The organism is Arthrobacter sp. ISL-48, assembly GCF_018613805.1.
Taxonomy (GTDB): Bacteria; Actinomycetota; Actinomycetes; order Actinomycetales; family Micrococcaceae; genus Arthrobacter.
In genome coordinates this window covers 135268-147332 of the sequence record NZ_JAGGPL010000022.1, presented here as the reverse complement: position 1 = coordinate 147332, position 12065 = coordinate 135268, and the positions used below count along the sequence as shown (strand labels likewise).

The window sequence follows — 12065 nt, the reverse complement described above, 5'->3', positions numbered from 1 at the left end:
GGGCTCCCTTTCGTGTGCCGTCAGCCCTGCCGCAGGAGCTCCACGGACAACAGGTCCCCGGTGGCTGCTCCGGGAAGAGCGTGCACCGAGAACGTCAGCTTCGCTGTTCCTTCCGCCGCCGGGACCGTGAAGTCCTGCATCTCTGTACCCCCGTCACGCACTGATCTGAGCGGCTCGCCGAGAGGTCCACCGTTGAGCCGGAGCTCGTGCGCCGTGTGCCCGGCGCCTTCGGTCCTGCGGAACCGGACCCGGAGCACGGCGGTGCAGTCTTCCTGGCTGGCCAAAGTGTAGGAGAACCAGCCGGTGGCATTGCGCCAGTGCAGGCCGTCGCTGCCGCCCGCCCGGGTGGATTCCCCGGCGAAGTGGTGGTCGGACTCGGGCTGCTGTTCGCCGGCTGTGACGCTGTCGATAACGTCCCCCGCCGACGCGGCCAGTTCATCCAGGCGCCGGAGCGCGGCGGTGCGCTCGGCGTCGGATGTTCCGGTGGGCCAGTAGACCGTGTAGCGCTCGCCGTGGATCCCGGCGAACGGCTCCAGGCCGATGCTCAGCGGGTCCCCGTCGAGCGCGGCCGTCAGTTCGGCGGTGAGCGTTTTCCGGTCTAGGAGTACGACGGCGTCCGCCGGGTTGGGTGCGGTCACCACCGGCGTCTGGGCCAGGGGGAGTTTGGGGCCTGAAGCCACGTGGCCCATGCGTTCGTCAGGGGCTTCGAATCCGGGGACGCCGTCAGAGCCGCCGCGGGAGGCCAGGACCACCGGCCCGTAGCTGAAGGAGACCCAGGGCGAGCCGTCGGGCAGTGCTTCGGCTTTGACCTCGGCCGCGAGCCGCACAGTCACCACGGTGGTGCCTTCCCAGATCCGGCGGACCGCGAACTCCGGGCTCACGCCGGAAGGTGACGCTGCCCCGAGGGGCTGCCCGTCGACGTCGGCCTCCATGCCCACTGCCCAGACCGGGCGGCGGAGCCGGAGCGTGAACTCCGTGGGTGCGGCTGCGGTGACGTGGAGGGTGGCGGTGTCCGAGCGGGGGAAGTCTGTCTCCAGCCTGACCCGCACGCCGCGCTCGGCCCAGTCCAGTTCGGCGGGCACGTAGAGGTTCACCAGGAGGTCATCGGGAGTGTGGCTGTAGATGAGTTCGCCGTAGCGGGCGTGGTTCTCCAGCCCGGAGCCCACGCAGCACCACATGGACTGCTGGGCTTTCGAGTAGACGCGGTAATGGTGCGGGCGCATGGGGGTGAAGTAGGCAAAGCCACCGTGCTCCGGGTGCTGCGAGGACAGGATGTGGTTGTACGTGGCCCGCTCGTAGAAGTCGATCGCGGCGGGATCTCCGGTCCGTTCGAAGCGAAGTTTGGCCAGTTTGAGCATGTTGTAGGTGTTGCAGGTTTCCGGTCCCTGCTCGTCCGTGACCATGGGAGTGAAGTCGCGGGAGGGGTGGAAATGCTCCCGCACGCTGTTGCCGCCGATGGAGACGCTCCGGCTGCCGGTGACGGTGTCCCAGAAGAAGTCGGAGGCGGCCGTGAAGGATGCGTCACCGGTAGCGGCGGCGAGCCTCGCGTAGCCGACAATCTTGGGGATCTGGGTGTTCGCGTGCAGCCCGTTCAGCTCATCCCGGCCGGCGGCCAGCGGATCCAGGATCGCCCGGTGGGAGAAGCGCCGTGCTTCGCGGAGGTACTCTTCCCTGCCGGTGATTTCCGCCAGCGCGGCGAACGTGTCGTTCAGGCCGCCGAACTCGGTATGCAGGATCTTCTCGAAGGCCTCGTCATCCAGGGCCGCGGAGATTCCCAGCCACCAGTCGGCGAGGGCGGTCAGCATGGGAAGGGCCGGCCCGGCGCCAGCGTAGGTGTGGGCGTCAAGCAGGCCCGCGAAGGTTTTGTGCAGGTTGTACAGCGGCACCCAGCGCCCGTTGAGCGCGAAGAGGTCCGCGTCCACGTTCCCGGCCGCCAGCTCCCGGCCGAGCTTCCGGCCGCCCGGGACCCCTCCCAGGTAGCCGCTGCCCGCTGCCGCCTGGCACTCCGCCAGGATGTCCAGGGCACGGCCCAGCCGCTCACGCAGGATTGGATCGCCGGTGGCCGCGAAGAGCTGCGCGCAGGCAGAGAGGTAGTGCCCGCCGATGTGCCCGTCCAGGCCCTCGGCTTCCCACCCGCCGTAGCTGGGGGCCGCCGTCGGAAGTCCCGCTTCCCTGCGGAACGGCGCGAAGAGCCGCTCCGGGTCGAGGCTGAGCAGGTACCGCACGTCCACGTCCTGCGCTTTCTTGAAGTCGCTGGCCAGGAGCCGGACGCTGGACAGCGGAAACGAGGACGTGCGGTGGCTCATGGGGTCCTTCAGACGGCGCGCTGGAGTGGGATTGGTTCCAAGATTAGCGAACAAACCCGGGCCCTTTGGGGTAAGTCCGGGAACCGTCCGAATGTGAAGCAGGGCGCCGTCAGCGCCGTTTCCGCCTCGACCGCTGCTCCTCCTGACGCTCGGAGCTGGCACGCTCTGAGGACCGCTGCGATTTCCCTGCCGCCGCCACCTTCTGGTGCCACTCGCGCTGGTAGGCGCGTTGGGCAGCGACATCGCTGCGGCGGGCCAGCGCGGCAAGCTCGCGCTGAAGTTTCAGGTAGTTGTTCCAGCGGCGCTCCTCGAGGGTCCCATCAGCCAAGGCTGCCTGCACCGCGCAGCCCGGCTCCCGCTGGTGGGCGCAATCCGAAAACCGGCAGCGGCCTGAGAGCTCCTCCACATCCCCGAACATCTGCTCCATGCCGTCGTCGGCGTCGAAAAGCCCGAATCCCCTTACGCCGGGGGTGTCCATGAGGACCCTGCCGTCCGCCAGCGGCACCAGCTCCCGGGAGGTGGTGGTGTGCTTGCCCCTGAAATCGCCAAACCGGACTTCGCCGGTAAGCTGCACGTTGTGGCCCGCCAGTGCGTTGATCAGCGTGGACTTGCCTGCGCCGGACGGCCCCAGGAGGACCAGGGTGCCGCGTGCAGGCAGGCGGGCCAGTAGCTCGTCGATCCCGTCGCCATTCTCGGCTGACGTGGTGACCACGTCCACGCCCGCAGCCTGCAGCATGACCTGCCCGATGACGTCGTCCTCCATGCCTGCAAGGTCCGCTTTGGTGATGATCACCAAAGGGATGGCTCCGGAATCCCACGCGGCAACGAGGGTGCGTTCGAGCCGGTTGTGCGTGAGAGGCCGGTCAACCGGAACTACCACGCCCACTACGTCCATGTTGGCTGCCAGCACCTGGGCAGTGGAGGAGTCCTCCGAGGCCCGCTTGCGGCTCAGTTCCGAACGCCGGGGGAGCACGCCGACGATCTGCCGATCGCCGGCCCGGTTGGGCCCGACCCATACCCAGTCTCCCGTGACCGGCACTCCGGCATCGAGGGGATAGGGCAGATGGAGGAGGTCCCCGCCCGCCGCCGCCAGGACCAGGCTGCGGTCAACACGGACCACGCGTCCGCGCTCGCCGGGCACCCCTGCGGGCAGAGGGGCTGGATGTTCGTCAAACTGCCGGGCGACGGCGGCGGTGTAGCCATACAGCGTCGACGCCAATTGCTCATCTGTATTTGATGCAACAAAGCTGTCCAGGTCTGTGCCTGAAGAATTTTTCAATGTGATACCTCGGGAAGAGTCCCCTGGCACCTGCCAATTGCCGGCTTGCGCCGGTGGTGGTAAGGCTTCGTGGGCAGGGCCCTACGCAGTGCGGAAGGTGGAGACGGGGATTGTCGGTTTGATGTTCGCGGAGCGCTCAGGGCACACGGCTGCAACAGTCATCAAAACCACCTCCCATCTCGCTGGGTCCTCGCGATGCCTTCACAAATGAAGGTGCCGGACAGGTTTCCTACTCTAGCGGCGGGCCACCCTGTTAGCTAGGGGTCGCAGCCGCCGGCGGATGACGTACTCGGGCACGGCAAGGTTGATCACCCATGCGGCCCCCATGAGCAGTGCCCCGGTCAGCCCATCAGGAGGGCCGACGAGGAGCATCCAGGGGAGGATCGCCAGGGCTTGGTTCCCGCGGCGACGCCGATCGCATAGCCGCGCGTCATCCACGCTGTCATTTTCAGAAGCTGACTGCACCGAATGTCAGAAGTCGTCTGCACTGCGATTGTGTGTTCGTAAGCGGATCGGCTATCGGACGCGGTGGTTGCCGGACTGAAAGCAAGCAAAACGCAAGAAGCACCAAGTAATCTTCCTCTGTCTGGGGATTCGTGAGTGATTCGTTCCATGGATTGGGAAGGGGTGGCACGAGTGCGGATGGGCAGGGCATGGGTGAAGCGATAGTTTTCGCAGTCATGGGCACGGTATGGCTCATTTTTCGAAAAGGTATTGCTCGACAGCAGGCGCAAATTATTACTGTGCTCTTCGGACGTGGGGAAGTGCCGGAGGGCCGCATGAAGGGATTGGAGCAACTGGGAATGGCCTTTAGCATCCTGCTGCTGGCGGCTGCAGCTGCCATCGGGGTCGTAGCCTTGGCGAGCAGAGCGTGACTTGGGGACCCGGGGTGGCTGGCGCCTTCTTCATCATCCTGGGTATCTTTCTGCTACTCAGTGCCGGCGGTCTATTTCTGCTTCGCAGGACCATGGCCCGTATCGGGGAGCAGTCGTGGAAATCACTCCCGGGCGCCGGAAAATTCAAGACTTATGAATTTCAGTACAAGAGCTCGGTGGCCGCCGCCGTCCTGGTAGGACTTGGAGGTCTGGCAAGTCTGACTGCAGGAATGTTGAACCTATAGACCCCCGACGAGGGTGCCCGTAAGCCGATCGGCTTCGGGCACGCGGTCCGACGCGTGTTCTGCCGAAGAGTTCTTAAGGTCGTCTAGGTCCGCGCGGGATGCTGATTGCCATGGCCCGGGGTGCGGAGGGTTTTCATGTCCGTGTGAACTACGAGCGATGTCCATTCGGGCCCAACCAAGAAAATGGGACCCTTGCACCGGGCAGCAGCCCTTAACGGTCCCGGGGCGGGCAAGGAGTGCATAAGGATGCTCTCAACTTGCCCGCCCCGTGTTACTGGTGTTGCTCTGGCCGTCTCAAGCTGTCCGACGACCAGGTGTTACTGGTGTTGCTCTGGCCGTCTCAAGCTGTCCGACGACCAGGTGTTACTGGTGTTGCTCTGGCCGTCTCAAGCTGTCCGACGACCAGGTGTTACTGGTGTTGCTCTGGCCGTCTCAAGCTGTCCGACGACCAGGTACTGCTGTATCCGTCTCCTACTGCTTGACGGCCCGGGACTGCTGGTGTTGCTCTGGCCGTCTCAAGCTGTCCGACGACCAGATGTTACTGCAACGGTACTTCCCCCTAAACAGCCAAATACAACCACTTCAGGCGGGGGAACTTCCGTTCTCTTTTTCTTACGAGAAAAAAATATAGCCGCTCTCTGAAATCGCGTCAAGTCGCCTTTGGACGCTCTGAGTTAGGTCCCCTTTTGCGGTTGGTTCGGAACCTACCTTGTAGGGCACGCAAGCCGCAGGCGGACGGCAGCCACTACGGAGCCGGCTTACACGCGTTCGATGCGGGATCCTTTACCGGGCACGGTGGACGTCAGTGGTGAAGCCTTTCCTCCTGGTGCGTTCTTGCAGTGTTTCAAGTTCTTGGAAGAATGTCAGCTGCCAGCCAGCAGGACCTTGCACTCTTCCGTTGATGGTCTCGAACGGAGTTCTGATTGGGGGCGCGAGCACCTTCAACCCAAACTCTTCGGTGGAGGTCATCGCAACTTCGGTGTTGTCCACCTCAAGGGCGATTCGGAGCGTAGGCCCTTCGGCAGATGGTGCGTTTTCGATAGCGTCAATGTTGCGAACGTGTGTGGGTGTGGCGAGCTCAATTGTCGCCGCGCCGACGTTCAGTATTGACACTCGATCCTCACCATCAGTTGCGAAAGCGGGCTGGTCCATAAGGCCAAGGACATCGCGATAAAAACGTAATGCGCTATCGAAGTCGTCTGTTTCGATGATCAAACGCAATTGCTTGGGCTGCTGTGAAGGAGTCATGTCCATCATTTTGGAGGGTGACATGCGTGTCAGGTGCAAGCCCGTATCGATCCCCCAGCCGTTTCAGTTTTAGAAGTTCGCCTTCGACGGATTCCTTCTCGCTCTTCAGCCGCGCCTGCGCAGCAGTTAAGGAGGCCCGGAGCAGATCACGGTTTCTTACGGGATTGACCAGGGCGGGAAGCAGCGTGCGAATTACGGAGCTGCAAAAACCAGCTTCAAACAAGTCTTGGATCTGAAGCACAAGACGCTCGTCCTCGATCGAGTAAAAACGGTGACCCGCCGAAGTGCGTTGCGGCTCAAGCAGGTCTTGCTGTTCGTAGTAGCGCAACGACCTGACGCTGACGCCAGTCTTCGTCGCGAGTTCTCCAATCCTCATGCCCCCATCTTCGCTGATTCCTGGCGCCCGTTAGCCGATCCCCTTGCGGACGGCCGACCTGAGAATCTCCCAGAGATTTTGGCTCTTGTGTAACCTTTCCGGTGTTCCCGGACAAGCCACCCCAAAAGGCCTGGATTGCCGGCCGGAAGGCCGTTCCGGCGTCTATTTCGGGCTGCGGCCGCGCCGGCTCCTGGCTGCGAAGTAGGCCAGAGCGGCCATTGCGGCAAAGAAGAACACGGCGGCGAGAAAGTAGCTGGCAATCAGCAACAGCCAGACGCCGCACAACAGCAGCGCCGGCGGGAGGAGGATGGCCGCTGCCCAGAATGTCCTGCCTTGGTGCCGGCCGGTTCCGTTCGTGTTTCCTTCGGCCGGATTTTCCTGGTTGTTGGGTTCAGAGTCCATGCCGGTTCCATGCCGATGGGGTAGCGCTCGGGAGTCCGGGTGCGGTGCGGTGGTTCGGAATCCTCAGGCTGATCCGTAACGATGATGGTGGGGTGGCCGTCATGCTGGTGTCCTGGATCAGAGGGGCCTGGGAGGACGGGCCGCTGTGGCGGTGGGTGGGTGCTCTATGGCCAGGACCGAGATGTCGATGCGCCCGGGGATGAGGCCGGTGTGGCTGATGGTCCGGGCGATCTGCTCCCGCACAACCTGGGCGACGTTCAGGGCTGCGAAGGCGATATCGGTGGCGATGTCGAGCTGGACGTCGGCGATGCCGTTGTGGACGGTGACGAAGACGCCGTCGTGCCGGGCGGGAGTGGTGCGGGTGTCTGTCCTGCGGAGATTTTGGATTGTTCCTTTTCCCAGGCGGGTGAAAAGGTTTTTCAGGGTCGGTTCGAGACGGAGGACACCTGGTGTATCGAGGGCGGTGCGGGCAGCAAGGTCGGCGATAAGGTGGCTGCTGATCAGCCGGGCTTCGAGGGGATGCTCAGACATCGTAGAAATCCTCCACGGTGATGTTGATGGCTCCGGCGTTGAGCCCGACGTGTGCTGTGATCATGCTGGTGATCCGCTGACGCAGCAGCTCGGCGGTTCCGGGGATGTCAGTGCCGGAGGCAACGGCGATTCGAAGGTTAACCGCGATGTCGGAGGTCCCGGCCGAGCGGGGGGCGTCCGCGGTATCCGGGCCAGGATGGACGCGGCAGCGACGGGCGCGTACTCCCGGAAGGGCGTCGGCGCCGAACCAGATGACTGAGGTGATGGCTTGTTCGCTGATCGTGATGCCCCCCTGCTCAGCCCGGTAGACGGGTAGCAGGCTCCCCCTCCGGACTTCGGCGCGGGCCAGGTTCATGATGGCGTCCTTGACGGCGTGACGCGGCTGCAGGGAGGGGTCTACTGCATCGTTGTCCCGAAGCGTGCGGGTGGCCTCCGCGAGCTTTGCCAGGCTGGCCCGTGCGGTCCGGCACTGGACGCAGCCGTTTTCATGTGCGGTGGGGGGCTGTTTGATGGTTGCCCAGACCTCGTCGATGCTGCGGCCACAGCCCAGCCTGGGGATGGTTTCGTCTATTGCCATGGACTCATCTTTTCCGCGAGTTGTGCGCGTGCTCTGGCGAGGCGGCCTCTGACCGTCTGTTCACTGACCTTCAGCGTTGCGGCTATTTCAGCGTAGCTGCGTTCGTGGATTTCCCGCAGGAGCCAGCAGGCGCGCAGCCCGGGCGGGAGGGTCAGCAGCGCTGTGGCCAGGCCATCGATCTCGCAGGAGATTTCCGCTTCGCGGGCGGGATCGCCTCCGGCTCCCGGTCCGGTAAAGGAATCGGCGGTTGTTTGCAGAGTTTCCGGTCCTTGGACGACCTCCGGGTGGCCGGACCGTCGACGCAGACTGTCCAGGCAGCGGTTGGTGGCCATCTGGTAAAGCCACCCGCTGAAAGCCTGCACGTTTGTCAGCAGCGGCAGCTTTCTCCAGCAGGCCACCAGGGTGTCCTGCACGACGTCTTCGGCGTCGCCCCGGTCATGCAGCATCCGGAAAGCGAGACGGAAAAGTCTGTCCTGATACGCCTCGACGAGGTATTCGAAGGCATCCAGGTTGCCGTCCTGGGCCCGGGCGACGACGGTTGCCTCATCCAGATCATCGGGCCGTGTCAGGACAACGGGTTCACGTTCATCCATCGTCGCTGCCGTCCTCTGTGCACCCGAACCGCGCCACACGGGTTCCGGGCTTATGACCCATTTTTTCAGACGGCGCCGGTAATGGGAATGCCCGGTGCGGGGACGCCGGCACAAACAAAACAGTTTGCGTATCCGTGTGACGTTTGGCGGTGACGTGCGTCTTTAACCATGTAGGCAACATCGCACGGTCAATTGAGGAGATGGTTCCCGTGACAGAAGCCCCGCAGTTCCCTGAACAGTCCGGTGGCATGGTGGCTGCCGAGGAGGGACAGAAACGGAACGCCCCCGCTGAGACGCGCCGCACGACGGACCTGCTGCACACGGACCGGGGGGATACCACCATTGAGGAAACCGTGGTCCAGAAGCTGGCCGGCATGGCCACGCGTGAGGTTCCCGGCGTGTATGCGATGGGCAGCGCTGCCCGGCGCGCGTTCGGCGCGATGACCGAGCGGATTCCCGGTTCCCAGACGAATGTCAGCGGCGGGGTGAGCGTGGAGAAGGGCGAACGCCAGACCGCCATCGACTTGAGCATCGTCGTCGAGTACGGACCGTCCATTGTCGAGGTGAGCCAGGGTATCCGGCGCAATGTCATCCAGTCGGTGGAGCGCGCGACCGGTCTGGAAGTGCTGGAAGTGAATGTCCACGTCACCGATGTTCATCTGCCCGAGGATGAGCGGCCCGAACAGGAGGACGCGAAGAAGCCTCTGGAGTAGCCACCTCAGCCGCTCCGCCCCGTTGTCGGGCGGTAACCGATGTTGGAAGGAGTGCCGCATGTCCACTACACGATGGTGTCTGGCCATCGGTCTGGTCTTAGGAATCGTTTTGGCCTTCGGAGGTTTTACAGCCCTGGTGATTGCGGTCCTCTTCGGCCTGATCGGGCTGGTAGTGGGCCGTATTGCGGAAGGGAAACTTGATCTTCAGGCCCTGTTCGGCAAAGCATCCAGCCGATGAAGACCCCCGCAGCACCTGCCGGTTCCCGGGACCTGGATTCGCGGGGGCGCACTGTCCTTTACCGGAAGGTGGTGGAGAAGATCGCCGGCCAGGTCGCGAGCGAAGAGTCCTTTGCAGGCGGGTCCTCCGGAGGGTTTCTGGGCATCGGAGCACATTCGGACTTTTCCGCCCGGCCCAAAGTCACAGTGGAGCTTGCGGGCAATATCGCCGCCCTCAGCGTGGAAATAGGGCTGCTCTACCCGGTACCGCTTCGCCAGGTAACCGAACAGATGCGCCGCCGGATCAGCGAACGCGTCAACGCCCTGACCGGGGTGGAGGTACGCCAGATCGACATCACCGTGTCCTGGCTGAAACCTGCCGATGAAACCACCGGCCGCCGGAGGCTGTTATGAGCCGGCACGATGGGAAAGCCACACCCCTGCGGCACCGTCCCAGCCGGGCAGTTCCTGCCCTGATCCTGGGAACGTTGCTTGCGGCCGCCGGCGTGGCACTGGTATGGGCGGCAGTGGCCCGGCTGGCCACCGGTTCGTGGCCGGTGTATCCGGCCGGCCCCCGGGACTGGCTGACCGGTTTGACCTGGAACGATCCGGAAGTCTGGGCCGTCGGGGCTGCGGCAGCGGCCGTGGGCGTCGTCCTGCTGGCGGCAGCACTGGTTCCGGGCCGCTTTAACGCCTTGCGGCTGCAGGCGCCCGGGGACGAGGGGCAGACCCCGGTGGCGGACGCGCAAGAGATTGTCATGACGCGGCGGGCAGTTGCGCGGTACGCGGCGGCGCACTGCGAATATGTCGACGGCGTCCGTTCAGCATCGGCCACGGCCTCCGCACGCGCGGTCCACCTGAACGTAACCACGGCCCTGCACGAAACAGGGGAGCTGCGCGACCGTGTCATCGCAGTGGTCAGGGAACGCCTGGCCGGTACCGGACTCAACCCGGTCCCGAAGGTCACCGCGTCCGTCCGGTCCAAGGAATGACCCCGGGCAACCATCCTCCCGTACTCCGGAAAAGAAGGCACCCCATGCGACAACACGCCGGAGCGCTGAACCGCACCTGGCTGGTCATCCTTGGCATTCTCGCCCTGGCCGGCGGCGTCCTGATACTGCTGGCGGCCAGCGGAACACTGCACGCCATGAGCTCTGCAACGGTCGCTGCAGAGAGTCCCGTCGTGCCAGGGGACCTGCACACGGTCCTCGAGCAGGCCTCTGTCACGGCCCTTGTCCTGATGGCCGGGGTTCTCATGGGCGCCCTGGGGCTGTTGTGGATTCTGGCACAGATTCCACGAAGGAATCCCGCCGACAGGTACCGGCTGCATCAGGACCCCGCCTCCGGAACCACGCTATGTGATGCCTCCGTGCTGGGCGCCGCGGTGGAAAACCAGATCAATACCCTGCCCGGGGTCGTGGGTTCCTCGGCACTGCTGCGCGGCACCGCCATGGAACCGGACCTCACGATGAAAGTCACGGTTAACAACCGCGCCGACATCCAGGACGTCCTCCACAGCATCAACACCAGGGTCATTCCAGACCTCTCCAAGGCACTGGAGACACCGCTGCGGCGGACAGGAATCCAGCTCGAGGTCAGCGGCCGCAACGCCGTTGCCGGCACCACCGTGGAGACCACCGGAACCGTCATCTACTAAGAACACGCCACGTCGAAGAGCACGACCTTAGTCGGATATTTCACTTTTCCACAAGCCACCCCAGGAAGTGCCCGTCCGAGGCTGTTGGGACGTAGACGTTCAGTTGCAAGCGTCCCCGCCCCCTCCTTGACGACCTTAGGCACATAGTTGTGGAACGAAGTTACGTGGCAAGCCACTTCCCGAGTGAACAATCCCCGGGCGTCCAACTTCCTAGGAAGTGGAACGCCCGCGGTAATCCATCCGGGCCGGATCGGTAGGGCCTCATGGGCCGGGCGTTCCGTCGCTGGATCATGGGGTCGCCCTGCGGGTGTCAGAATCCGATGGCGTCCTCCAGCAGGAGCATGGTGTTTCGACCGGGCCGTTCGTGGCTGACTACGAGCTGTTTGCCGATAATGCTCGGCTGGCCATAAACCTGCTGCAGGCGTTCGCTTTCCAAAGGCAGGCTGTACTGTTCGATCCGGGCAAGGGCCTCGTCGAGATCCTTGACGATCTTTTGGGCGCCGACGACCCAGATCACGTGACTGGCGCCGAAGGCGTATGGGGCGAGCTGGCTGCCGCTGGCTGATGCGATCACGACGTGCCCGTCCTCGGTGACGGCGTGGACGCTGCCAATTACGACGTCCATGGTGGAGACATGACGGCGGAACTCGTCCATTTGGGTGGCAGGGTCGAGCGTTTCTGTGTAGCTGCGAGTGGTCCGGTATCGCGTTGCAGACCGGACATCGTCGGAGATCCCGAGTTCATCGAGGGTGCGCGAGGTGGTGGTGTAGACCAAGGTGCCATCGGGTATGAGTTGGTCGACGGCGGCTCTGGCCTCCGAACGATCAGACAGGATTCGGACATCGGTTCCGCGGGCGGTGAGCGCTTCGACGACGCGCTCCAGTGTCGTACGGTCGGCTGGCTTACTGAAGTCGGACGCGGCGGCCGACGCTGGTGAAGTGGACGGTTCAAATGAACTAGTCACGGTTGTGCTCCTTGTGGATCCAGTACTGGGTGACGATGCGGCGTTGGAAAGCATTTGCTGGCGGCCTTTCGATGACTGCGGAG

Annotated in this window: 16 protein-coding genes; 6 read left to right on the top strand and 10 right to left on the bottom strand. The window is 64.0% G+C overall.

What is annotated here, in order from left to right; translation table 11 throughout:
• Window positions 1–20 precede the first annotated feature (20 nt).
• From J7E83_RS18735 to J7E83_RS18725, 3 genes are all read right to left on the bottom strand, one after another.
• On the bottom strand, window positions 21–2306 hold the full coding sequence (locus J7E83_RS18735) for a glycoside hydrolase family 127 protein (RefSeq protein ID WP_214965191.1): 2286 nt from the start codon (window positions 2304–2306) through the stop codon (window positions 21–23).
• A 109-nt stretch (window positions 2307–2415) separates the two neighbouring features.
• Window positions 2416–3585, bottom strand: coding sequence for a ribosome small subunit-dependent GTPase A (gene rsgA / locus J7E83_RS18730; RefSeq protein WP_396020575.1), 1170 nt, complete (start codon window positions 3583–3585; stop codon window positions 2416–2418).
• Between the two features lie 234 nt (window positions 3586–3819).
• A complete protein-coding gene (locus J7E83_RS18725; RefSeq protein ID WP_214965190.1) occupies window positions 3820–4023 on the bottom strand; it encodes a DUF2306 domain-containing protein in 204 nt (67 codons plus the stop codon).
• 215 nt (window positions 4024–4238) lie between these two features.
• Between J7E83_RS18725 and J7E83_RS18720 the strand changes: the two genes are divergently transcribed.
• Window positions 4239–4460 (top strand): hypothetical protein, encoded by a 222-nt coding sequence (locus tag J7E83_RS18720; protein ID WP_214965188.1) that lies wholly within the window; start codon window positions 4239–4241, stop codon window positions 4458–4460.
• Window positions 4461–5488: 1028 nt separating this feature from the next.
• Here J7E83_RS18720 and J7E83_RS18715 read toward each other — a convergent pair.
• From J7E83_RS18715 to J7E83_RS18690, 6 genes are all read right to left on the bottom strand, one after another.
• Window positions 5489–5953: a VOC family protein gene (locus J7E83_RS18715; protein ID WP_214965186.1), complete on the bottom strand. Its 465-nt coding sequence runs from the start codon at window positions 5951–5953 to the stop codon at window positions 5489–5491.
• The gene (locus tag J7E83_RS18710) at window positions 5892–6329 is read right to left on the bottom strand and encodes a MerR family transcriptional regulator (protein WP_214965184.1); all 438 of its coding nucleotides are present in this window, start codon (window positions 6327–6329) and stop codon (window positions 5892–5894) included. The genes J7E83_RS18715 and J7E83_RS18710 overlap by 62 nt, the downstream gene beginning before the upstream one ends.
• 162 nt (window positions 6330–6491) lie before the next feature.
• Complete coding sequence (locus tag J7E83_RS18705; RefSeq protein WP_214965183.1) at window positions 6492–6731, bottom strand: hypothetical protein; 240 nt, start codon at window positions 6729–6731, stop codon at window positions 6492–6494.
• A gap of 117 nt (window positions 6732–6848) precedes the next feature.
• Entirely contained in the window at window positions 6849–7262 is a 414-nt protein-coding gene (locus J7E83_RS18700; protein ID WP_214965181.1) for a hypothetical protein, read from the bottom strand.
• Window positions 7255–7839: an Asp23/Gls24 family envelope stress response protein gene (locus tag J7E83_RS18695; protein WP_214965179.1), complete on the bottom strand. Its 585-nt coding sequence runs from the start codon at window positions 7837–7839 to the stop codon at window positions 7255–7257. The genes J7E83_RS18700 and J7E83_RS18695 overlap by 8 nt, the downstream gene beginning before the upstream one ends.
• On the bottom strand, window positions 7830–8432 hold the full coding sequence (locus J7E83_RS18690; RefSeq protein ID WP_214965177.1) for an RNA polymerase sigma factor: 603 nt from the start codon (window positions 8430–8432) through the stop codon (window positions 7830–7832). The genes J7E83_RS18695 and J7E83_RS18690 overlap by 10 nt, the downstream gene beginning before the upstream one ends.
• Before the next feature lie 200 nt (window positions 8433–8632).
• Here J7E83_RS18690 and J7E83_RS18685 point away from each other — a divergent pair, with 200 nt between their 5' ends.
• From J7E83_RS18685 to J7E83_RS18665, 5 genes are read left to right on the top strand one after another with little or no spacing between them, the layout of a single operon-like run.
• Window positions 8633–9145, top strand: a complete 513-nt coding sequence (locus tag J7E83_RS18685; RefSeq protein WP_396020574.1) for an Asp23/Gls24 family envelope stress response protein — start codon at window positions 8633–8635, stop codon at window positions 9143–9145.
• Between the two features lie 58 nt (window positions 9146–9203).
• Window positions 9204–9383, top strand: a complete 180-nt coding sequence (locus J7E83_RS18680) for a hypothetical protein (RefSeq protein WP_214965176.1) — start codon at window positions 9204–9206, stop codon at window positions 9381–9383.
• Window positions 9380–9775, top strand: coding sequence for an Asp23/Gls24 family envelope stress response protein (locus tag J7E83_RS18675; RefSeq protein ID WP_214965174.1), 396 nt, complete (start codon window positions 9380–9382; stop codon window positions 9773–9775). The genes J7E83_RS18680 and J7E83_RS18675 overlap by 4 nt, the downstream gene beginning before the upstream one ends.
• Window positions 9772–10353, top strand: coding sequence for a DUF6286 domain-containing protein (locus J7E83_RS18670; protein WP_214965172.1), 582 nt, complete (start codon window positions 9772–9774; stop codon window positions 10351–10353). The genes J7E83_RS18675 and J7E83_RS18670 overlap by 4 nt, the downstream gene beginning before the upstream one ends.
• A gap of 44 nt (window positions 10354–10397) precedes the next feature.
• A complete protein-coding gene (locus J7E83_RS18665) occupies window positions 10398–11018 on the top strand; it encodes a hypothetical protein (protein WP_214965170.1) in 621 nt (206 codons plus the stop codon).
• A gap of 310 nt (window positions 11019–11328) precedes the next feature.
• Here J7E83_RS18665 and J7E83_RS18660 read toward each other — a convergent pair whose 3' ends face one another.
• Window positions 11329–11982 (bottom strand): lactate utilization protein, encoded by a 654-nt coding sequence (locus J7E83_RS18660; protein ID WP_214965168.1) that lies wholly within the window; start codon window positions 11980–11982, stop codon window positions 11329–11331.
• Window positions 11983–12065 lie beyond the last annotated feature (83 nt).